Genomic DNA, 21,404 nt, shown 5'->3' with positions numbered 1-21,404 from the left:
ACATGAACATTCGTAAGCTCATCATCGCCGCAGCAGCGCTTGTCGCCGGTCTTGCCATGGCTCCCGCCCAGGCAGCCGAAGGCGGTGCCCATGTCGAACGCCAGGCCTGGTCGTTCGGCGGCATCTTCGGCACCTATGACACCAACCAGCTCCAGCGCGGCTTCCAGGTTTTCCGCGAAGTCTGCTCGAGCTGCCACAGTGCCCACCTGATCTCCTTCCGCAATCTGATGGAGCCCGGTGGCCCCCAGTTCTCGGAAGCGCAGGTTCGTGCTCTCGCGGCCGAATATGAAGTGGCCGACATCACGGCTGATGGCGGTCGCCGTCCGGCCGTGCCGGCCGATCGCTGGCCGTCGCCCTTCGCCAACGATGTGGAAGCCCGCGACGCCAACGGTGGTTCGCTGCCCCCGGACTTCTCGGTGCTGGCCAAGGCCCGCGGCGTGACCGATCCGTTCCCGACCTGGATCTTCAACTACTTCACCGGTTACCAGGAAGGCGGCACGGACTATATCCACGCGCTGCTGACCGGCTACCACGAAGAAGTGCCGGAGACTGCGCCGCACGATTTCCAGTTGCCTGAAGGCAAGTACTACAACGACTACTTCCCCGGCCACGCCATCGGCATGGCGCCGCCGCTGGCGGATGGTTCGGTCGACTATGCCGAAGGCGAAGATGGCCAGTCTGTGCCGGAAACGCTGGAACAGTACTCGACCGACGTCGCTGCCTTCATGATGTGGATGGCCGAGCCGCACCTCGTTTCGCGCAAGCAGACCGGGTTTGCCGTGTTGATCTTCCTCGTGCTGTTTGCCGGCCTGATGTACGGCACCAAGCGCAAGATCTGGGCTGGTATCGAACACTGACCACTGGCCGCTCTGCGGCAAAATCGCCCCAGTGGGGCGATTTTAAGTGGTCAGGCCCGAAGAGCTACGCTCGCAGGGCATACACTGAAGTTTAGGATCGGGGCCCGTTGGGCCCCTTTTCTTTTTCCCGTCACACTCTCGCAAGGCCCTTGCCATTCCGGCCTTCAAACGCAATATGGAACTATATTGGTTTTGTGGGAGGAGGTTGCCTTGTCCGCCATTCGCCTGGCTGTCACCGTCGTGTCCGCCGCCATGACCATGAGCCGCCATCCGGCCGTCCGTGCCGGCATTCAGGCCGTGGCCAACAATCCCAAGGCCCGCGAAGCCGCTGCCAATGCCACGCGCAATGTCGCCTACAATGCCGGCGTCATCGCCCGCCACATTGTCGGTCGCCGCACTCCCTGACCCACGTCTTACAAGGCCTTCCATGTCGCTCGACCTGAAGTCGCTCGTCCGCACGATTCCGGACTATCCCAAGCCGGGGATTCTCTTTCGTGACATCACCACGCTGATCGAGCACCCGGAAGGGTTCAAGGAAAGCGTCGAGCGTCTCGCTGCCGCCCACCGTGGGCTGGGCTTTACTCATGTTGCCGGTATCGAAGCGCGTGGCTTTATCTTCGGCGCAGGCGTTGCCATTGCGCTGGGCGTGGGCTTCGTGCCGGTCCGCAAGCGTGGCAAGCTGCCCGGCACGACAATCGGCCAGAATTATGCGCTGGAGTACGGTGTCGACACGATCGAGATCCATGCCGACGTGCTGAGCGATGTGCACAAGGTACTTATCGTTGATGACCTGATTGCCACAGGCGGCACAGCCATTGCTGCGGTTGGCCTGATCCGCCGAACCGGTGCCGTCTGCGACCACGCGGCCTTCGCCATCGATCTGCCGGACCTCGGCGGCGCTGACAAGTTACGCGCGGAAAAGGTCAATGTGAACGCGCTGATGGCCTTCGAAGGGCACTGAGCCCGTCTCGAGAGGCGTCGCCCATCACCGCTGAGAGATCCCCGCGAAAGCGGGGATTTTGTTTGGGCCTACCAGTTGTTCCGGCCGTCCATCTTCTCGATTTTCACATGCGACCAATCGAGCGAATCGACAGCATTGAGGTTGATGGCAAGGCTGCGCTTGCTGGGCATGACGCCCGGTTCGCCCTTGGGCGTGCCGTCGGCATTGTAGGCCGATGCCCAATCCGGCGAGCTGCCCCAGGTGTGGATGCCGCAGTTGGAGCAGAAGTGGTGCTCGTTCATGCCGCCGCTGGCCGAATAGATCTTGTCGCTATCGAGCGAGTTGAACTCGAGCTCGCCCTCTTCGAAATAGGCCCAGACCGCGCCTGTGCGCTGGCAGAAGGTGCAGTTGCAGCTTTTGATGTCGGTGGGCAGATAGGGCAGGGTGATGCGCGTGGCGCCGCAATGGCAGGTTGCGATCAGCGACATGGGTCTCTCCTCGAATTGGATGGTCCCTATGTAGCGGCGGGCGCTGACAACGCGTGTCAGCACCTTTGCGATCAGGCCGCTGCCATTTCCGTCATGCGGGGATCGACGAGGCAGAACTGGTTGCCCTCGGGGTCGCGCATCACCGTATAGGTGGGCAGAACCCGGTCCACCGTGGCGCCGGCTGCCTTGAGCCGTTCGACCTCGCTGCTGCGATTGCCGGTCTCGACGTCGAGATGCACGCGATTATTGTCGTAGACCCGTCCATCGACATTCTGGAAGCAGATCGAGGGGCCGGGGCCATCGACCATCACGGTGGTATCCGTTTCCGGCGTCAGGCCGAGGGCTGCAAGGCGAGCAATCTCGTCTGCATCATAGGGTCGCACATCATAGCCATCGAGAAGTTCGGCCCAGAAACGAGCGAGAACGGCTGGCTTGTCGCAGTCGAAGACGATCTCGTGGATCACACCCATTTGCGCTTCTCCTTTGTCATTATGACAATTCTGCTATTGGGCAAATGCGGCAAGTTTAGAGCACTGCTTTGCTTGCGAAGCGCTCGACTGTGCTCAAGCAAACGAAGCTCTTGTTGGCGCTTGGAAAAGTGAGGCCGGTGTTTTCCACCGGCCTCACCCATTTTAGTGGTGTTGTTGGTTGCCCAGCAGCTTTTCGAGCGGCGGCAGGCCGGGCTTTTGGGCCGGAACCTTGGATTTTGCCTGCAGCTTTTGGGGCTGGGGCTGCTGTAGTCCGTGCCGTGGCACGTTGTGCGAAGGGGTGATCGGCTGCGGACGCTGGAATGGGTTTTTCGGCATAAGTCTATCCTTCTGGCCCCGGCTATTTTCCGGTGGCCAAGCAAGTGAAACAGGGCGCGCCGAAGGGCGCGCGGATGCGGAAAAGCAGAGACGCCGATGGGGCCGGGCAGAGGTAGACTAGGGAGAGATTTGGGCCGTCCGTAGATCGACCGCTGCCACGCGCGCCATCATGACTGGCCGGTCCCCGATGCGGGGGTGCCAAGACAAGTCAGAAGCGTCAGGGGTGCGGTTTCAGATCATTTCTGGACAAGGCCTCCAAAGCGCGTTGCGCAGGGAAATATACAAAAAAGAGGCGGCCCGGGTCAACCGGGTCGCCTCTTTGGTTCAGTCAGGCCCGATCAGGGTTCGAGATGGCCCTGCTTGGGGTCTTCTTCGACGCTGATATTGGGCTCGTTGCGCGTCTTCCACAGCGAGTAGAAGACGCCGCCGGCGAGGATGCCGATGGTCACGCCGAGCGAGAGCAGCGTATCGATGTGGATATGCAGCGGCACGAGGAAGATCTTGATACCGATCAGCACAAGGATGATCGCCAGCGAGACCTGCAGGTAACGGAAGCGGTTCATCGCTGCAGCCAGCGCGAAGTAGAGCGCACGAAGGCCAAGGATAGCGAAGATGTTCGAGGTGTAGACGATGAACGTGTCCTGCGTCACCGCGAAGACGGCGGGCACCGAGTCGACGGCAAAGATCAGGTCGACGATTTCGACCATGATCAGCGCCACGGCGAGCGGGGTCAGCCAGGTGACCAGCTTGCCGGTGGTCGGGTGGGGCTGCTTGACCGTGAAGTTGCGGCCATGGAGCTGCTTGGTGATGCGGAAGCGCTTGTTGAGGAACTGGAAGATCTTGTTGTCTTCCATGCTCGGCTCTTCATCCTCATGCTTGAACATGCGGATGCCGGTGAACACCAGGAAGGCGCCGAAGAAGAAGAGGATCCAGTTGAACTGGTAGACAAGCGCAGCGCCAACGCCGATTAGGACGGCGCGGAAGGCGATGACGCCCAGAATGCCCCAGAAGAGCACGCGGTGCTGGTAAAGCCTTGGAATGCCCAGGAAACCGAAGATCGTCGCGATGACGAACATGTTGTCCATCGCGAGCGATTGTTCGATCAGGTAGCCGGTATAGAATTCAAGACCGGCTTCCGCGCCGCGCTGAAACCAGACCCAGGCGCCGAAGGCGAGGGCAATCAGGACGTAGAAGCCATAGAGCAGCAGGCTCTCCTTGGCTTCGATCTCGTGCTCATCCTTGTGCAGAATGCCGAGGTCGAAAACAAGCAGACCAATGACGATCGCGATGAACGCGGTCCAGAAATAGACGGGGGTTCCGAGAAAATCGCCCGAAAGGGCGGCAAGAAGCGTTTCCATACGCCGGACCTTCTCCATGTAACGAGGTGGAGCAATTCCGACATCGCCATGGAGAACCCATGACCAGAGGGGCCCGGCATTGCCCCTCTAAATTGTGCAATCGGCGAAAAAGGTCAAGCCCCTACCTTTTGGAGGGGCGCTAGAGACTGGGGAATGTGGGAGAGCTGGTCTATCGTCATTGCGGGCTCGTTCCCCAACGCGCGCCGATGCACTGGGGACGAGCCCCGTGATAACGGCCATTTTGGCTTCTTGGATGGGAAAACCGGCTCAGCGCGGCGTGCAGAGCATGACGATGGTGTCGGCCGTTTCAAGCTGCACAGCGACGCCGTTGACGGGATCTTCCACCATACGGGCGGCTTGGACGCCGAGATTGGCCTTGAGGTTACCGTCGTTGAAGCCGACGCCGTCCTGATAGGGCGTCACCGTGCCGGTGCCGGAGTTGGGGTCGGCCATGGTGCGCGAGGCCCAGCCATAGACATTGCCGTAAATCGTCAGAATGCCGACGCGATTGGTCGTCGCGTCCCGGCAGGACCAGTTGCCTTGATAGAGTTGCGCCATGGAGGGCACGGACAAGGCGGGAAACAGCAATAGAGCAAGGGCGAATCGGCGCATGAAAGGAGAGTGCCGGTGTGCCCTCTGCCTTTCAAGTGCTCCGCCGCAGAAGCGGGCCGATCACCGGCACTCTGGTGAGCACGAGCAACACTTTCAGTTTGAGCGGCATGGAATAGTCGCGCAGCTTGGAAAAGCCCACGATTTCGGCGCGATAGACCAGTTCGCCACGCTGGTTGGTCGCCGTGAGGCGGTTGAAGAGCAGGCCCCAGCCGGGAAGAGAATTGGATGGCCGTTTGCCGGTCACGATCAGTTCATAGGTGACCGTATCGCCTGGGCGGACCGGTATCTTGAACTCCATGGAATTGACGCCGGGAGAGGGGCCGGAAACGCCGGGTTCGTCGCCCTGGGCCTTGAGCCGGTCCGCTTCCACATCGAGCGCATCCACCATTTTTCGATGTCCGACGCTGACCGTGTGCCAGCCGCTCGCTACGAGGCCGCCGAAGTGGCTGTGCTTGGCCAGCGCAGGATCGATGTGGAAATATTGCGGATCGTAGAGCTTTCCGAAGCGGATGATTTCTTCCTCGGAAAAGGTGTGGTCGCCGAGGGGGAAGGCCTCGTCGATGACAATGTCCTCGAACCAACGGGTCATGCTGCGACCCCGCGGCACTCGACGATATTGGAAAGCCGCATGCTCATCACCGGCTTGTCGTCCTGATTGCGAATATCGAAATCGAGCGTCACGATCCCCCATTGCGGATGGCTGCCCGAGCGCCGAAGGCCGGCAATGGTCACGGTGCCGCCGATAGTGTCGCCGGCCATGACCGGGTTTTTCCATTTCAGGTCCTGAAAGCCCAGGCCACCGGCCGAGGCGATCTTGTTCAGAAAACTGTCGACGAGCATGCGGAGGCTCAGGGCGCCCGTTTGCCAGCCACTTGAGGCCAGGCCGCCGAGCAGGCTCTTCTTGGCCGCCTCTTCGTCGATGTGAAAGGGCAGGGGGTCGAATTCCCGGGCAAAGGTGAAGATCATTTCCTTGGTCACGGTCGTCTGGCCGAGATTGATGACTTCGCCCACAACGAGATCCTCGAAATGGCGTCGATCTTGGGTGACAGGATTGGTCATTGTCTTTCCCTTTACGTCAACGTGGTTTTCGCACGGGGACGGTTCGAGGGCAAGACCGGGAATAGGCGCAACGGCCAACCCAGATAGCGTTCAGACGTCGGCGCTCACCCGGTCTTCGCGCATCAGCATGGCGCGGAATTCTGCTTCGGGCATGGGCGCGCCGAAGAAGTAGCCCTGCGCTTCGGTGCAGCCGGCGCGGGTGATGATATCGAGCTGGGCCTGGGTTTCCACGCCTTCGGCGGTAGTGGTCATCCGCAGGTTACGCCCGAGGGTGGCGATCGACTGTACGATGGAGAGGCTGTCCGGCCGGTCTGCGAGATCGCGCACAAAGCTCTGGTCGATCTTGAGTTTGTCGAAGGGGAAGCGCTGGAGATAACTCAACGAGGAATAGCCGGTGCCGAAATCATCGAGCGCGACTGTGAGGCCCAATCCCCGCAGCTGGTGCAGGGACTCGAGGTTGACCGCGTTGTTTTGCAGGAGAACCGACTCGGTGATTTCGAGTTCGAGCCGGCGAGCGTCGAGTTCGCTCGTCGCCAGCACCGCCTTGACGATGTCGACGAGGCCCGCGCCGCGGAACTGGACCGGCGAGAGATTGACCGAAACGCGCACATGATCGGGCCAGTTGAGCGCGTCTTGGCAGGCCTGTTGCAGCGCCCATTCGCCCAGGACTTCGATGGCTCCGGTCTCTTCGGCGAGGGGAATGAACTGGGCCGGCGAAATCAGGCCGTGTTCGGGATGGCGCCAGCGCATCAGCGCTTCGCCGGACACGACGCGGCCGGTATCGAGGCGCACCAGGGGCTGATAGTAGAGCTCGAACTGGCCGAGCTTGATGCCGCCGCGCAGGTCCATTTCGAGGTGCCGCCGGTTCTGCAGCGACTTTTCCATCTGCGGGGAGAAGAAGCGATAGGTGCCGGCGCCTTCCGCCTTGGCGCTATAGAGCGCGAGGTCGGCATTTTTCATCAGCTGATCGGCGTCGCTGCCATCGACCGGCGCCATGGCGATGCCGACGCTGGTGCTGACGACGATCTCGTTGTCCTCGATATGATAGGGCTGGGCGATGCTGGCGATGATGCGCTCGGCAAGCGCCTGCGAACTGTCGGCGGACGTGTCGAGGCAATAGTGGAGCACGGCGAATTCGTCGCCACCGAGGCGCGCAACCATATCGCGCGCCGACGACGTGGCCCGCAGGCGTTCGGCGACCTGGCGCAACAGGGCGTCGCCGACGGGGTGGCCCAGCGTGTCGTTGACTTCCTTGAACCGGTCGAGGTCAAGATAGAGGATGGCGAAGGGTTGGGCGCGCGTCGAGAGCCCGCGTACGGCCTGGCCGATGCTCTCCCAGAAGCGCAGGCGGTTGGCCATGCCGGTGAGATTGTCATGGTGCGCCATATGCACGATGCGGTTCTGTGCGCGGTGGCGCTCGGTCACGTCTTCGAACGTGCAGACCCAGCCGCCTTCCGCGGTGGGTTCGCGCGAGATTTCCAGCACCATGCCATTGGGCAGGTGACGGGTGTGGTTGTTGAGCAAAGCGAAGTCCGCATTGTCACCCGACTGATCGTCCTCATGGTCGACGAGCAGGTCGGCGTCGATCAGATCGGCGATCGCAGTGCCCGGCTTTGCGCGCGCCGTGTTGAGGCCGAAAATGGCGAGGAAACGGGGATTGCAGACGATGACGCGGTTGTGCGCGTCGAGGAGGCAGAGGCCAAGCGACATGGCATCAAGCGCCGCGTCAAAGCGCGCATTCTGCAGGGCCAGGGTCCGCTCCTTCTGCTGCAGGACTTCCTGCGCTCGACCCAGGAGACCATTGTGCAGCAGCAGCAGGGCGGTGAGAAACACACCGCAGACGATCATGCCGATGGAAACATAGGTGAAGGCCCATTGCAGGGTGAAGAGGCCCTGCCTGTCGGCCTCGATCCGCGCCACGTTCCACACATTGGCGTCGGTCGAGAGCCGGGCCAGCTTGGGATAGATCGGCTCAAGAATGGCCAGGATTTTTGCCGGCGTGCCGGGAACGTCGAGTTCGGCCAGCAGGGGGCGTGCATTCTCGAGCGCCACTTCCAGATCGTCGAGCGTCTTGCCGACGCGCGGATCCGCGAGCGCGAAATTCTCGACGTCCTTGGTGCGCAAGGTCTTGAGGCGATTGACGACGATGTCGAAGCGCAGCTTCACCTCGTCGGCGGAAATGTTGGGGTCGCCCGCCGCAAAGGCGCTGACGCGCTGTTCGAGCCGGGCGAATTCGCTGGGGGCCTGGGCCACCATCCAGGTGACATTGCCCAGGCCAACGCCTTCAAGGGCGGTCTGGCGCTGGAAGACCAGCGCAGAGATATAGATCGCCGAGGCTATGAAGCCCAGGATGACGACGGTCAGCGCTATGCGAAGGAACCGCATGGTGACGGCTTCATCCTATCTTTTGCCAGCCTGCCCTCTCCCAGGGGCAGACAAGCCACTATTGGACCGTGATTTCCTTGACCTGCCAGACGGCGCGCCCGTAATAGGGCTGACCCTGCAGAACTGGATTGGAATCAAAGGGATAGATCACAAAGAAGGGCCCCTGATCGTCGACCGGCATGTAGTCACCATTGCGCTTGACGGCAAGGATGGTGCCGAACTCGTCGAAATCGGCGGTGGGCACGTCGACGCTGTAGTCATTAAGCGCGATGACGGTGGCCGTTTCGCCCGTGGCATTGGCCTTTTCCAGCAGCGCCTTGAGCGGCACGCCTTCGAAGTCGACCACGCCTTCATTCCAGGGGGTGGTGGTCTTGACCGAGACCAGGCCCATGGCTTCGAGTTCGTTACGATCGAGAGTGACGGATCCAGACGCGCTGCTGATCGTCACGGCCGGAACATCCTGCGCGAATGTGGGCATGGCGAAAGCGAAGGCGGCGAGAACGAGGGCGGGTATCAATCGCATTGAGATCATTGGCGTGCTCCTTTGCACATTCCTTCAGCCTGCGCCTTGAACTCTTAAGAGCGGTTAAGTTGCAAGTGATCGTGGTGGCAGGATTAACAGGACGTCACCTCTATGCATCGATTTGTCGGGAATGCGGCGGTCTTGAGGCGCGCGATCGGAGGCGTTGTGGCCCTTAGAGACTGGCCCGCCGGCCTGCCGCACGGAATTCGAGTGGCGCCATATTGCGGTGTCGGCGCAAGACTTTAGCCATGTAATTTCCATCAGCGAATCCGCTTGCATCAGCGATGGCGGCGACGGGCATTTCCGTCGCCAGCAGCAGGCGTTCCACCCTTTCGAGCCGTTTTTCAACAACGTAGTCGGAGGGCGCTTTCCCCAGGGCAGCGCCGAAGCTGCGGACGAAATGGGCCCGACTCATTTCGGCGATTCCGGCGAGTCGGTCGACGGGAAGCGGGGCCGAGATGTTGGCGTCGATGTATGACACCACTCGGGCAATGCCTGGTGGCAGCTTTCGTTCCGGCGCAGGGCGGCTGCCGAAGATGGTGTCGTGGAGGCTGGTCATGGCCGCGTAGGCGGCGGTGGAAGCCAGGCCCGGCGAGGGTTCGGGCATTTGCAGCAGGGTGAGGCAGGCGTCGGCCAGGCGGTCGATCTGGGCTGCGGTTGGTTCGAGCACCGGACCGGCATTTTCGAGGATTTCGCGGGCGAGGCGGAGGGCTTCGCGGCCGTTGAGAAGCAGCCAGAAATATTCCCATTCGCCGCCACGTTCGAGCCAGTAGCGGTGGGCATGCGGCATGGTGACAAGCATTGTTTTTCCGGGGGTTAGCCGGTGTTTCGTGCCCGCATAGTCAAGGCGGCCTTCGCCCAGGGTGGTGTGCTGGATGACAAGGAAGGGGGCCGTGCCGCGCTGCATGCCATCCCAGGAATAGACCTCGTTGCGGCGCTGTTCGTAGCCGGCGCTGATGCCCATGCAATGGAGCGGGGCGGCGCTGCGCGGCAGGTTCAGCGAGCGGATGTCGTGGCCGTGGTCGAGAAGCTGGGAGAGCACAAAATTACCCATGATCGCACAAGCTTTCTCTACACCAATGGGTGCCCAACCGCTACCTATTGCTAACAGACTGCTACCGCTGAGCGGTGCGTGGGAGGGAATATGTCATTCAAGGTTACGGTGATCGGCGCTGGCTCTGTCGGCTTCACCAAAACGCTCATTTCGGACCTGCTGAAGGTGCCGGAATTCGCCGATGTCGAGTTTGCGCTCACGGACATCAATCCGCACAATCTCGACATGGTGCGCCAGATCATCGAGACCATCGTGTCGGTGAACAAGCTGCCGGCCAAGGTGACTGCGACGACCAATCGCCGCGAGGCGCTGACGGGTGCGCGCTACATCATGAGCTGCGTGCGTGTCGGCGGGCTTGAGGCCTTTGCGACTGATATTTCCATTCCGCTCAAGTATGGCGTCGACCAGTGCGTGGGCGACACCATCTGCGCCGGGGGCATTCTCTATGGCCAGCGCAACATTCCGGTGATCCTCGACTTCTGCAAGGACATCCGCGAAGTAGCGGAACCGGGCGCGCTGTTTCTCAACTATGCCAACCCGATGGCGATGAACACCTGGGCGGCGGATCTCTATGGTGGGGTCAATGTCGTTGGGCTCTGCCATGGCGTGCAGCACGGGGCGCACCAGATCGCCGAAGTGCTTGGTGTGACCGACGATGAGCTGGACTATGTCTGTGCCGGCATCAACCATCAGACCTGGTATATCGATGTCCGCGCCAAGGGCCGGAAGATCGAGAAGGAGGAACTGATCGAAGGCTTTGAGCGGCACCCGATCTATTCAAAGACCGAGAAGGTCCGCATCGATGTGTTGAAGCGGTTCGGCGTCTATTCGACCGAAAGCAACGGGCACCTGTCCGAATATCTGCCCTGGTATCGCAAGCGTCCGGACGAGATCAACCGCTGGATCGACATGAGCCACTGGATCCACGGCGAGACAGGCGGGTATCTGCGCTATTCGACCGAGCGCCGCAACTGGTTCGAAACCGATTTCCCGATGTTCAAGGAACAGGCCAACAAGCCGCTTTCCGAACACAAGCGGACCAGCGAACACGCCAGCTACATCATCGAGGCCTTCGAAACTGGACGCCCCTATCGCGGCCACTTCAACCGCCGCAACAACGGCATCATCACCAATCTGCCGGATGATGCCATCATCGAGAGCCCTGGCTATGTCGATCGCTTCGGCATCAACATGATCGAAGGCATCAAGCTGCCGACCGCGGCAGCGGCGACATGCTCGGTTTCGGTTTCGGTGCAGCGGCTCTCGGTCGAGGCGGCGGTGACCGGCAATCTCGACACGCTGAAACTGGCTGTGCTGCATGACCCGCTGGTGGGCGCGATTTGCACGCCGGATGAGGTCTGGGCCATGGTCGACGAAATGGTTGTCGCCCAAGCCGAGTGGCTGCCGCAATATGCCGACGCCGTGCCGGCCGCCAAGGAGCGGGTGGCAAAGTCGACGGTGAAGACCCGCGACTGGGAAGGCGCCGCCCGCAAGCGCGTTCGCTCGGTCGAGGAGCTGCGCGAGCTATCCGGCGGGCATCAGTGACGTTTTCTGTTTGACGCGACTTCCCAAGCGTCATCTCTGGCCCCGGCGAAAGCTGGGGCCGTTTTCTTTGGAGCGGGACGGATAGTATCGTCTTGCGAAAGCATTCGCCTCGCGATACTATCGCGCTATGATCATGTCGTTCGGCAACGAAGCTGCGCAATCTGCATGGGACCGCCGCTTTCGTAAGGGCGTCCCGAACGACATCATGAAGGTTGCCAACCGTAAGTTGACCCAATTGAACGGCGCAGTGACGCTCGACGACTTGCGCATCCCGCCGGGCAACAGGCTTGAAAGCCTTTCTGGAGATCGCGAGGGGCAGCACAGCATTCGCATCAACGATCAATGGCGGCTGTGCTTTGTCTGGCGGGACGGCAACGCCTTCGATGTCGAACTGGTGGACTATCACTGAGGTGCGAGATGGCTGATTTTGATCCGACTCATCCGGGAGAAGTCTTGCTTGAGGACTTCATGAAGCCACTCGCGATTACCCAATATGCGCTTGCCAAGGCACTGGGTGTCACCCAGGTGCGGATTGGCGAGATCGTGCAGGGCAAGCGGGCGGTTTCGCCTGACACGGCGCTCCGGTTGGCCCGCTATTTCGGCACCAGCGCCGAGTTCTGGATGAACATGCAGGCGACCTATGATCTGGAGCGGGCACGCGACAAATCCGCCGCGGCGATTGCTGATCAGGTTTCGCCGCGGGCTGCCTGATCGTCCGGTTGTGCAGGCATTTAGTCCGGTTTTCACAGGAGCGCTTGCCGCCGTCGTTTCGGCAAAATAGCGTGGTCTTGGGGAGGACTAACGCATGGCGAAGCCAGCACATTTTGTCATTGTGGGTGGGGGGACGGCCGGCTGGATCGCGGCGTTCATCATTCAGGATGAGGCGCGGCGGCGCGGGTTCGATTTCAAGATTTCGGTGGTCGAGAGTTCGCGGATTCCTACGGTTGGCGTGGGGGAAGCGACGACGGCAGCGTTCCGGGTGTTGCTGAAGCACTTTGGGATCGATGAGTTCGAGTTTTTTCGGAAGACCGATGCGAGCTTCAAGCTCGGCATTCGCCACGAGGACTGGCGGCGGAAAGGCTACACCTATTATGGGCCGATCGATGATCCGCATCAGGTAGTGCAGGCGCCGCCGGGGGCGCCTTCGGATTATCTGAATGTCTATGCGGTGGCGGCGGGCAGGGCGGTGCAGGAGATGCATATGTTCCAGCCGCTGCTGGAACAGAAGAAGGCGCCCTATGCGCTGAAGGCTGATGGGTCGCTGATCCCGCTCGGGCCGTTTCATCACGCCTATCACTTCGATCAGGCGCTGGTGGGGAAGTTCTTTGCCAGCAAATCCAGGGGGGTCGAGAAGGTCGATGCGCTGGTGGCGGGCGTCGAGCGCAATGGCGAGACGGGGGATATTTCGGCGCTGGTGCTCGACGACAATTCGCGGCTTGAGGGCGATTTTTTCATCGACGCGACTGGGTTTCGCAAGCAGATCATCGTCAAGGCGCTGGAGGCGCCTTGGAAGTCTTACGCGCATGAACTGCCGGTCAATCGGGCGCTGCCGTTTTGGGTGGACCTGAAGGAAGGCGAGGAGCTGGCGACCTATACGCGGGCCTGGGCGCAGAGCTCGGGCTGGATGTGGCAGATTCCGACGCGGCAGCGCTATGGCTGTGGCTATGTCTATTCCGATGAGTTTACGACGCCGGAACAGGCCAAGGAGGAGGTCGAGCGGGTGCTGGGGCATCCGATCGAGGTGCGCAGCGATATTCGCTTCCAGATCGGGCGGCTGGAAAAGGCGTGGATCGGCAATTGCGTGGCGGTGGGGCTGAGTTCGAGCTTTCTGGAGCCGCTGGAATCGACCTCGATCCATGGCACCATCGTGCAGATGATGCTGTTTGCGCAGCGTTATATGGATGAGCCGCGAGAGATCACCGAGAAGGCGCGGGACGACTACAATGCGCGGGTGGGGCGGCAGGTCGATGATTTCCGGACCTTTGTGAATACCCACTACATGACCGAGCGGGACGACACGCCGTTCTGGCGCGAGGTGCGGGCCAATCGGATTCATCCCGAGACCAAGGAGAGGCTGGCGCGCTGGAAGCAGGAAATGCCGCGGAACGAGCATTTCCCGAATTATCTCGGCGGGCTGCCGCATATCGAGACGCAGTTGCACTATCCGGTCCTCAACGGGCTTGGGCTGCTTGACCAGAACCTGGCGCGCAAGGAAATGGAGGCCGACCCAAAGCTGCGGCGCTTTGCGCAGCAGGCGTTCGACGGGCTGGTGAAGGAATATCGGGCGGCGGCCCAGCAGGCGCTGGGGCACCGAGAATTCCTCGAAATCGTGCAGGGTATGAGTTGAGCGACTGGACTGCTTTTATTCTCGCCGTGCTTGGCCTGTTGGCGACGCCCGGACCCACGAACACGCTTATGGCGGCGAGTGGGGCGCAGCGCGGGGTGCGGAAATCGCTGCATTTGCTGGCTGGGGAGCTGGGCGGCTACGCGATTGCGATCACGGTGTGGATCGAGATCGCCGGGGCGGTGGCGGCGAAGGAGCCGATGGTTGCGGTGGTCGCGAAGCTGGTGGCCGTGGCGTTTCTATACTGGTCGGCCTGGAAGCTTTGGCGCAATGCGGGGCATGCTGACTTTGGGCAGCGGGGGATCACGCTGGGCCGGGTTTTCGTGACGACGCTGCTTAATCCCAAGGCGCTGGTGTTTGCTTTTGCGATCTTTCCCACGGTCGGGTTTGTGGAGCGGTTGCCGTACGATGGCGTATTCGCGCTATTGGTCGTTATGACGGCGGTAGGGTGGATGGTGCTGGGGTCTTTGGCGCAGCGGGGGTCGGCGGGGCTGCTGACGTCGGCGCGGGTGGAGCAGATTACGGCGGTGGCGCTGGTGGTGTTTGCGACGTTGTTGGCGGTGCAGACGCTGAGCTGAGCCGGTGCTTCTGACGAGCATCCCCCTCATCCGGCGCTTCGCGCCACCTTCTCCCCGAGGGGGAGAAGAATGGGCCGGTGACTCCCTCTTGTTCCTCGCCCCATCGGGGAGAGGGTGGATCGGCCGTAGGCCGAGACGGGTGAGGGGGCTGTGGCTCACGACCGTCGTGCCATTCGAGCGTAGCTCTCATGGCCTTCTCACCTTAAAGCGCTCCACTGGAGCGCTTTACCCTGTGGGACGGTTCGAAGCATTGACATCCCGGCCAAACCGACCCAATTGAAACCCAACAATTTCCCGGAGTTTCCCATGGGCTTCAAAATGGGCATCGTCGGCCTGCCGAATGTCGGCAAGTCGACGCTTTTCAATGCACTGACCCGCACGGCTGCGGCTGCCGCAGCCAACTTCCCGTTCTGCACCATCGAGCCGAATGTGGGCGATGTGCCGGTGCCTGATGCGCGGCTGCAGAAGCTCGCGACCATCGGTAAATCCGTCAATATTCTGCCGGCTCGCATGAGCTTTGTGGATATTGCGGGCCTGGTGAAGGGCGCATCGAAGGGCGAAGGGCTGGGCAACCAGTTCCTGGCGAACATTCGCGAATGCGACGCCATTGCCTATGTGCTGCGCTGCTTTGAAGACGGCAACATCATCCACGTTGCCAACAAGGTCGATCCGCTGGCTGACGCGGAAGTCGTCGAAACCGAGCTGATGCTGGCCGATCTCGAAAGCCTCGAGAAGCGCCGCAACGGCGTGGAAAAGAAGGCCAAGGGCAATGACAAGGACGCCAAGGTTACGCTCGACCTGATCGACCGGTCGCTCGTCCTGCTGCGTGATGGCAAGTCGGCGCGTTTTGTCGAGCGTTCGGCCGAGGAAGAAAAGGCGTTCCAGGAGCTGCAGCTGCTTACGTCGAAGCCGGTTCTATACGTTTGCAACGTGGACGAAGGTTCGGCCGAGAACGGCAATGCGATGAGCGCCAAGGTGGCTGAATATGCCAAGGCGAATGATGCCGGTGTCGTGATCATCTCGGCAGAGATCGAAAGCCAGTTGGCGCAGCTGCCGGATGCCGAGCAGAACGAATATCTGGAATCGCTGGGACTGCATGAGCCGGGGCTGAACCGTCTGATCCGTGAAGCGTATGACCTGCTTGGGCTGCAGACCTATTTTACGGTCGGGCCGAAGGAAACGCGCGCCTGGACGATCCACAAGGGCGACAAGGCTCCGCAGGCGGCAGGCGTCATCCATACCGATTTCGAGCGCGGGTTCATTCGTGCGCAGACGATTGGCTATGATGATTTCATCACGCTCGGCGGCGAAGTTCCGGCCAAGGAAGCGGGCAAGGCTCGTGACGAAGGCAAGGAATATGTCGTCAAGGATGGCGACGTGATGCTGTTTAAGTTTAACACCTGATGATCCGGCTGGCCGCATTCGATCCGGGTGCGGCCGGCTTTTCCGCTCTGCTCGCCGAGAGTCAGAGCGAAGGGCATCGCATGGTTTTGCGACTTGCCGAGAATTGGGCCTATGGGTCCAATCGTTTTGCGCTTCCCGGTGAAATCATGCTCGGCGCCTGGTCAGGTGACGTGCTCGTTGGCGTCGGCGGGCGGAATGTCGAGCCTTATGATCCCTATCCGCGGGCGGGCCGGGTGCGGCATCTCTACGTGGCGCAGGGTGCGCGACGGGATGGGGTGGGGCGTGCGCTGATTTCGGCGATCTGCGACGGGGCGGCCGAGCACTTTGATTATCTCAATACCAATGCGCCCGAGACGGCTTTTGCCTTTTACGAGCGCATGGGGTTTGTGCGGCTTGAGGGCGGTGGGCACGCGACCCATCGGCTGTTGCTGGCTTAGTGCGGGCCCATTGCCGGCTGGTTTGTGCCGCAGGGGCCGCCGTCCATGTTGATGGCGATGTCCTGTTTGTTGCCTTCAAAGCTGAGGGCTTCGTACCAGTGGCTGATTTCCTTGGTGCTGGCCGGGATGTAGTGGAAAATCAGGGAGCGGCGGAAGCGGTCCTGGCTGGTGTTCGGCGTTGAGCCGTGAATGACGCTGCCGTTGAAGAAGAGGACGTCGCCAGCTTTGAGCTGCATCATTTGTGGTTCGAGGCCCGGGGGCGGTTCGACGTGTTCGGTGGTGAAGAACAGGGCGGGGTCTGCCTGTTCGGGGCAGGCGATGTCGAGCATGGCGGTTTGGGGGACGCACATCATGCCGCCATTGCCGGCATCGGCGTCGTCGACGGCGATCCAGGCGGCCATGCAGGTGCCGGGTTTGACGCGCAGGTAGAAATTGTCTTGGTGCAGATCCTGGCCGCGGGCGCCGGGTGGCTTGAAGTAGAACATCGACTGGCAGGCGAAGGGCTCTTCGCCGAAGAGGTCGGCCAGGATCGGCTTCAGGCGCGGATCGAGCATGTAGCGCATGGCCAACTGGCCGACGTCTTTGTCGGGGTGTTTGTGCGGGTGCATCATGCGCGGGTAGCGGCTGAGCGGGTCGTTCGGCGTGTTGCCGCGCGGGGTGTCGGAGAGGCCGGGGACGGGGCCATTGGCGGCTTGGTCCATGAAGGTTTGGCGGATATCGGCGATTTCTTCGGGCGCGATCAGGCCGCGAATGGCGAGGAAACCGTCGCGCTCGAATTGGGCCGCCTGGGCTTCGTTGAGAAAAGCATATGTCATTTCGTCCTCCCCTTTTGACTGAGGGTATGAGGGCATGCTGTGGTTGGCCATGGAACATGCTGCCAATGATATGTAATATCCTGCTATGAGTGAGATTGCAGAAAGCCCGTATCAGGCGACACGGCGGCTTCTTACCGGGCATTTTCATGAGACATCGGGCTATCGCGCCGTGCGGCGGCGCGGTGTGGGCGATTGGCTGCTGGTGCACACGACGGGTGGGCGCGGGCGGTTCGGGCATGCGGGTGGGGAGCTGATCGTCGAGGCGGGGGATTGGGTGCTGCTGCGGCCGGGGACGCCGCATGATTATGGGGTCGAGGCAGAGCTGGAGCGGTGGGAGCTGGTCTGGGCGCACTTTCAGCCGCGGGCGGATTGGGCGGAGTGGCTGGATTGGCCGGCGGTGGCGGATGGGCTGATGCGGTTGCGGATCAAGGATGAGGGTTTGGCCGCGCAGTTCGTGGCGGTGCATGGACTGCTCAATAGTTCGCATGAGCGGCGGGAGGCGCTGGCGTTCAATGCGCTTGAGGCGCTGCTGCTGGGGTGTGATGCGTTCAACCAGCGGGGGGATCGGCCGGGGGATGAGCGTATTCGGCGGGCGGTTGAGTTCATCAAGGACCGGCTCGCGGAGAAGCTGCTTATCGATGATGTCGCGGAGGCGGTGGGGCTGTCGCCGTCGCGGCTGGCGCATCTGTTTCGGGAGGAAACGGGCGAGACGGTGCAGGGGCATATCGAGGCGCGGCGGATGCAGATGGCGGCGGATCTGCTGCGGCGGACAAGCTTTCCGGTCAAACAGGTGGCGGCCTCGGCGGGGTTCGAGAGCCAGTTCTATTTTTCGCAGCGGTTCAAGCGCTGGATGGGTGTCTCGCCGCTGCAGTTTCGGAGAGAGGGGGAGTAGGGGCACGCCCTCGTGGTTCGAGGCTGCGCTTCGCTGCGCACCTCACCATGAGGGCTACTGGGAAGGCGATGGGCGGGCTGGTTAGCCCTCGATGGTGTCTTTGCGCATCTGGCTTGGGGTCATGCCGTAGGCTTTGCGGAAATGTTCGTAGAATTGAGTCTGGCTGACGAAGCCGGATTGGAAGGCGACGTTGGCGATGGAGAGGCTGCCGTCGAAGAGGAGGCTGCGGGCGCGGATGAGGCGCATGCGGGTGACGAATTTTTGCACCGAGATGTGCATCACCTTGGTGAAGAGGTTCGTCGCGTAGTTGGGGTGAAGGCCGACGACTTTGGCGATGTCTTCGGCGCTGAGCGGGTCGGTGATGTTTTCGACGATGTGACGGACCATGCGCACGACGTAGCGGACAGGGGTGGCGGTGCGGGTGCGGGTGCCGGATTTTTCGAGCCAGGCGGGGAGGAGGGTGTCCCAGCCGGTGATGGCGGCGCGGCGGAACATGGTGGCGATTTCGGCGCGCACGAGGTCGGAGCGCAGGGAATTGCCGCTGCGGTAGTCGCCGTGCCAGCGTTCGAGGGTTTCAAGGCCGATGCAGTCGGGGGTGAGCTGGATGACGCCGCCGCCCATCAGGGTTTCGGTGAGGCGGCCGAGTTGGGGCATTTCGAGGAAGGCGTCCATCGGCAGGTAGATGTTGAGCTGCCGGCCTTCGCCGATTTCGCGCAGATCGACGGTCTGGTGCGGGATGCCGGCCCAGAAGGCGACGAGGCGGTTGGCTTCGACGGTGACGGGGCCACCGTCGAAGACGTAGTCCATGTGACCCTCGGTCAGCCAATTGAACTCGATGTGGCCATGGCTATGGGGAGCGGGCATGATCTGGGGCGGAAAGGCGCGGATGCCGAAGCGGCCGAAGGCTTTTCCCGACGCATAGAAACTGCGGTCGGGCCGCGGGGTCGGGCGTGGCGCCTTTTCGCGCAGGCGGGGCACGGGGGTGGTTTCGACAACAGTCATACTTATCAGCGCAGTTCTTAGAAACCCGGAATTAGTCTCTATCATTCCGGATTGTTTCGCCCGATGCAAGTCGTAGGCTCTCAATCATGCACGGGGCCCAGAGTCAGTGGGAGTGACTGGCTCGACGCATGAAACGCGTCCCGTTGCGAAGGGAGGTTCTATTGAGAAAGCCTATCTATGCCCTTGGCGGGGCAGGACTTTTGCTGTCCGTTTCAATGCTTGCCATTCCGGCGCAGGAACTGACCGGCGAGCTGCCGGATCCGCCTGCGTTCGCCGCCCAGAGCGAGCCGGTCTTCGTTTCCGTTGGTGATATCCTCGAATACAAGGCGTTGCCCGAATATCACGAGCCGGCCTGGGTTACCTCGAAATATGTCGACGCCGGCACGCTGCCGCCGGTTGCCGAGCGTCTGCCCAAGGAGCCGCTGGTCTACAAGATCGGCAATATGCCCGACGGCGTCGGCGTCTATGGCGATACGATGCGCCACGTGATCGGCGGCCGGCCGGAAGGCTGGAACTATATCGGCGGCCAGAGCCAGGGTTGGGGTGGCATCGACATCGGCCTGTCCGAATGTCTGACGCGCACCGGTCCGCTCTTCACCATCAAGGCTGACGAACTCGAGCCCATGCCGAACCTGGCCAAGAGCTGGGAATGGTCCGAGGACGGCAAGACGCTGACGATGAAGCTCATCGAAGGCGCGAAGTGGTCTGACGGCGACGCGTTCGACGCTGAAGACGTGATGTTCTATTGGGAAGACAATATCCTCGACACCAATGTCTCCCCGCTCAATGGTGGTACGCCGGAGACGTTTGGCGTCGGCACGACGCTGGAAGCGCTTGATCCCTACACGATCAAATGGACCTTCCAGGAAGCCTTCCCCACGCAATATCTCTATGCCATGGCCTACGGCACCTTCTGCCCCGGCCCGAGCCATATCCTCAAGCCGCAGCATCCCAAGTACAATGCTGACAACACCTATGAGGAATACAAGAACGCCTTCCCGCCCGAATATATGAATATTCCGGTGATGGGTGCCTGGGTGCCGGTCGAGTATCGTCCTGACGATATCATCGTCATGCGCCGCAATCCCTACTACTGGAAGGTCGACGAGAACGGCAACCAGCTGCCCTACCTCAACGAGATGCACTATCGCCTCTCGACCTGGGCTGACCGCGACGTTCAGGCCGTTGCCGGTTCGGGCGACTTCTCGAACCTCGAACAGGCCGAAAGCTATGTCGAAGCCCTGCGTCGCTCGGCTGAAGACAGTGCCCCGGCCCGTCTGCAGTTCGGCGCCCGTACCATCGGCTATGCTCTGCGCATGAACCTCTCGGCCAATGGCTGGGGTGAACCCGACGAACGCGCCCAGGCTATCCGCGAGCTCAACCGCAATCTTGATTTCCGCAAGGCCATCTCGATCGCCGTCGATCGTCAGCGCCTCGGTGAATCGCTGGTTCGTGGTCCGTTTACCGCCATCTATCCGGGCGGCCTCTATGCTGGCACGACCTATTACGACAAGGCGTCGACCGTCTACTATCCGTTTAACCTCGAAGCTGCCAATGCGCTGCTCGATGGCCTGAACCTGGTCGACACCGACGGCAACGGCATCCGTAACTTCCCCGAGGGCACCGCTGGCGGCGCCGATGTGGAAATCACGCTGCTCGCCAATACCGACTACGGCACCGATACCAACCTTGCCGAAGGCGTCATTGCCCAGCTCGAACCGCTTGGCATCCGCGTGATCGCCAACTTCCAGTCGGGTACGGCTCGTGACGACATGGCCCAGGCTGGCCAGTTCGATTGGCACGTTGAACGCCAAGGCGCCGAAATGGTGTCGGTGGTGCAGGGTACTGCCGGCCTCGCGCCGACCGGTCCGCGCACCCATCCGTTCCACCGCGCCGGTACCGATGGCACGGTTGACCTGCTGCCCTTCGAGCAGGAACTGGTCGATACGGTGAACGCCTTTATCGCCACCAGCGACAATGCCGAACGCGCCGAACTGATGAAGCAGTACCAGCACATCTTCACCGAGAACGTCTACTCGGTGGGTCTCACCCAGTATCCGGGTGCGCTGATCGTCAACAAGCGCTTCGCCAATATCCCGGCCGGTGCTCCGATCTTCATGTTCAACTGGGCTGAAGACAACATCATCCGCGAACGCGTCTTCGTACCCGAAGACAAGCAGGGTGATTTCGAGCTGCATCCGGAAACGCTGCCTGGCGCTCCGGGCGGTGCTGGCCCGGTCTGATCCAAACTCGGGGTGGCGGCGAGATCGCCACCCCTCACCCCACCTCTTTCCGCAAGAGGCGA

At 61.6% G+C, this 21,404-nt stretch carries 24 protein-coding genes; 12 read left to right on the top strand and 12 right to left on the bottom strand.

The window, feature by feature from the left end; genetic code table 11:
* Positions 1 to 2 precede the first annotated feature (2 nt).
* From ACSQ2A_RS12760 to ACSQ2A_RS12750, 3 genes are all read left to right on the top strand, one after another.
* A complete protein-coding gene (locus ACSQ2A_RS12760; RefSeq protein WP_295409391.1) occupies positions 3 to 857 on the top strand; it encodes a cytochrome c1 in 855 nt (284 codons plus the stop codon).
* Between the two features lie 210 nt (positions 858 to 1,067).
* Entirely contained in the window at positions 1,068 to 1,262 is a 195-nt protein-coding gene (locus ACSQ2A_RS12755) for a hypothetical protein (RefSeq protein WP_035080537.1), read from the top strand.
* 22 nt (positions 1,263 to 1,284) lie between these two features.
* Positions 1,285 to 1,818 (top strand): adenine phosphoribosyltransferase, encoded by a 534-nt coding sequence (locus ACSQ2A_RS12750; RefSeq protein ID WP_295409387.1) that lies wholly within the window; start codon positions 1,285 to 1,287, stop codon positions 1,816 to 1,818.
* 68 nt (positions 1,819 to 1,886) lie between these two features.
* On the opposite strand, the gene ACSQ2A_RS12745 is transcribed toward ACSQ2A_RS12750, so the two are convergent.
* The 10 genes from ACSQ2A_RS12745 to ACSQ2A_RS12700 form a co-directional block, all read right to left on the bottom strand.
* Positions 1,887 to 2,285: a GFA family protein gene (locus tag ACSQ2A_RS12745; protein ID WP_295409385.1), complete on the bottom strand. Its 399-nt coding sequence runs from the start codon at positions 2,283 to 2,285 to the stop codon at positions 1,887 to 1,889.
* Between the two features lie 71 nt (positions 2,286 to 2,356).
* On the bottom strand, positions 2,357 to 2,755 hold the full coding sequence (locus tag ACSQ2A_RS12740; protein WP_295409382.1) for a VOC family protein: 399 nt from the start codon (positions 2,753 to 2,755) through the stop codon (positions 2,357 to 2,359).
* Positions 2,756 to 2,917: 162 nt separating this feature from the next.
* Complete coding sequence (locus ACSQ2A_RS12735) at positions 2,918 to 3,091, bottom strand: hypothetical protein (protein ID WP_295409379.1); 174 nt, start codon at positions 3,089 to 3,091, stop codon at positions 2,918 to 2,920.
* Between the two features lie 338 nt (positions 3,092 to 3,429).
* The gene (locus ACSQ2A_RS12730; RefSeq protein WP_436072541.1) at positions 3,430 to 4,449 is read right to left on the bottom strand and encodes a TerC family protein; all 1,020 of its coding nucleotides are present in this window, start codon (positions 4,447 to 4,449) and stop codon (positions 3,430 to 3,432) included.
* Positions 4,450 to 4,716: 267 nt separating this feature from the next.
* A complete protein-coding gene (locus tag ACSQ2A_RS12725) occupies positions 4,717 to 5,061 on the bottom strand; it encodes a hypothetical protein (protein WP_436072540.1) in 345 nt (114 codons plus the stop codon).
* Between the two features lie 31 nt (positions 5,062 to 5,092).
* Entirely contained in the window at positions 5,093 to 5,650 is a 558-nt protein-coding gene (locus tag ACSQ2A_RS12720; RefSeq protein ID WP_436072539.1) for a MaoC family dehydratase, read from the bottom strand.
* The gene (locus ACSQ2A_RS12715) at positions 5,647 to 6,120 is read right to left on the bottom strand and encodes a MaoC family dehydratase (RefSeq protein ID WP_436072538.1); all 474 of its coding nucleotides are present in this window, start codon (positions 6,118 to 6,120) and stop codon (positions 5,647 to 5,649) included. The genes ACSQ2A_RS12720 and ACSQ2A_RS12715 overlap by 4 nt, the downstream gene beginning before the upstream one ends.
* A 90-nt stretch (positions 6,121 to 6,210) precedes the next feature.
* Positions 6,211 to 8,505: a putative bifunctional diguanylate cyclase/phosphodiesterase gene (locus ACSQ2A_RS12710; protein ID WP_436072537.1), complete on the bottom strand. Its 2,295-nt coding sequence runs from the start codon at positions 8,503 to 8,505 to the stop codon at positions 6,211 to 6,213.
* 58 nt (positions 8,506 to 8,563) lie between these two features.
* A complete protein-coding gene (locus ACSQ2A_RS12705) occupies positions 8,564 to 9,037 on the bottom strand; it encodes a molybdopterin-dependent oxidoreductase (protein ID WP_295409362.1) in 474 nt (157 codons plus the stop codon).
* Positions 9,038 to 9,200: 163 nt separating this feature from the next.
* Positions 9,201 to 10,082 carry an AraC family ligand binding domain-containing protein gene (locus ACSQ2A_RS12700; protein ID WP_436072536.1) on the bottom strand — a complete coding sequence of 294 codons (882 nt, stop codon included), beginning with the start codon at positions 10,080 to 10,082 and terminating at the stop codon, positions 9,201 to 9,203.
* A gap of 90 nt (positions 10,083 to 10,172) precedes the next feature.
* On the opposite strand from ACSQ2A_RS12700, the gene ACSQ2A_RS12695 reads away from it, so the two are divergent.
* The 7 genes from ACSQ2A_RS12695 to ACSQ2A_RS12665 all read left to right on the top strand — a co-directional run bounded on the left by ACSQ2A_RS12695 (position 10,173) and on the right by ACSQ2A_RS12665 (position 16,390).
* A complete protein-coding gene (locus ACSQ2A_RS12695; protein ID WP_295409356.1) occupies positions 10,173 to 11,627 on the top strand; it encodes an alpha-glucosidase/alpha-galactosidase in 1,455 nt (484 codons plus the stop codon).
* Between the two features lie 127 nt (positions 11,628 to 11,754).
* Positions 11,755 to 12,036: a type II toxin-antitoxin system RelE/ParE family toxin gene (locus ACSQ2A_RS12690; protein ID WP_436072535.1), complete on the top strand. Its 282-nt coding sequence runs from the start codon at positions 11,755 to 11,757 to the stop codon at positions 12,034 to 12,036.
* Positions 12,037 to 12,044: 8 nt separating this feature from the next.
* The gene (locus ACSQ2A_RS12685) at positions 12,045 to 12,338 is read left to right on the top strand and encodes a HigA family addiction module antitoxin (protein WP_436072534.1); all 294 of its coding nucleotides are present in this window, start codon (positions 12,045 to 12,047) and stop codon (positions 12,336 to 12,338) included.
* A gap of 94 nt (positions 12,339 to 12,432) precedes the next feature.
* Positions 12,433 to 13,974, top strand: coding sequence for a tryptophan halogenase family protein (locus ACSQ2A_RS12680; protein ID WP_436072533.1), 1,542 nt, complete (start codon positions 12,433 to 12,435; stop codon positions 13,972 to 13,974).
* Positions 13,971 to 14,549, top strand: coding sequence for a LysE family translocator (locus ACSQ2A_RS12675; protein ID WP_436072532.1), 579 nt, complete (start codon positions 13,971 to 13,973; stop codon positions 14,547 to 14,549). Before ACSQ2A_RS12680 ends, ACSQ2A_RS12675 begins: the two co-directional genes overlap by 4 nt.
* Before the next feature lie 306 nt (positions 14,550 to 14,855).
* Positions 14,856 to 15,953, top strand: a complete 1,098-nt coding sequence (gene ychF, locus ACSQ2A_RS12670; protein WP_436072531.1) for a redox-regulated ATPase YchF — start codon at positions 14,856 to 14,858, stop codon at positions 15,951 to 15,953.
* Positions 15,953 to 16,390, top strand: coding sequence for a GNAT family N-acetyltransferase (locus tag ACSQ2A_RS12665; RefSeq protein ID WP_436072530.1), 438 nt, complete (start codon positions 15,953 to 15,955; stop codon positions 16,388 to 16,390). The genes ychF and ACSQ2A_RS12665 overlap by 1 nt, the downstream gene beginning before the upstream one ends.
* Here the strand turns inward: ACSQ2A_RS12665 and ACSQ2A_RS12660 are convergent.
* Entirely contained in the window at positions 16,387 to 17,205 is an 819-nt protein-coding gene (locus ACSQ2A_RS12660; RefSeq protein ID WP_436072529.1) for a phytanoyl-CoA dioxygenase family protein, read from the bottom strand. The genes ACSQ2A_RS12665 and ACSQ2A_RS12660 overlap by 4 nt on opposite strands.
* Before the next feature lie 85 nt (positions 17,206 to 17,290).
* On the opposite strand from ACSQ2A_RS12660, the gene ACSQ2A_RS12655 reads away from it, so the two are divergent.
* A complete protein-coding gene (locus ACSQ2A_RS12655) occupies positions 17,291 to 18,097 on the top strand; it encodes a helix-turn-helix domain-containing protein (protein WP_436072528.1) in 807 nt (268 codons plus the stop codon).
* Positions 18,098 to 18,178: 81 nt separating this feature from the next.
* Here ACSQ2A_RS12655 and ACSQ2A_RS12650 read toward each other — a convergent pair whose 3' ends face one another.
* Complete coding sequence (locus tag ACSQ2A_RS12650; protein WP_436072527.1) at positions 18,179 to 19,099, bottom strand: helix-turn-helix domain-containing protein; 921 nt, start codon at positions 19,097 to 19,099, stop codon at positions 18,179 to 18,181.
* Positions 19,100 to 19,314: 215 nt separating this feature from the next.
* Between ACSQ2A_RS12650 and ACSQ2A_RS12645 the strand changes: the two genes are divergently transcribed.
* Positions 19,315 to 21,342 (top strand): ABC transporter substrate-binding protein, encoded by a 2,028-nt coding sequence (locus ACSQ2A_RS12645; protein ID WP_295409613.1) that lies wholly within the window; start codon positions 19,315 to 19,317, stop codon positions 21,340 to 21,342.
* The last annotated feature ends 62 nt before the right edge of the window (positions 21,343 to 21,404 follow it).

This window comes from Devosia sp. LjRoot3 (genome assembly GCF_964252865.1).
GTDB lineage: Bacteria > Pseudomonadota > Alphaproteobacteria > Rhizobiales > Devosiaceae > Devosia.
This window is presented reverse-complemented; position numbering and strand designations above follow the sequence as displayed.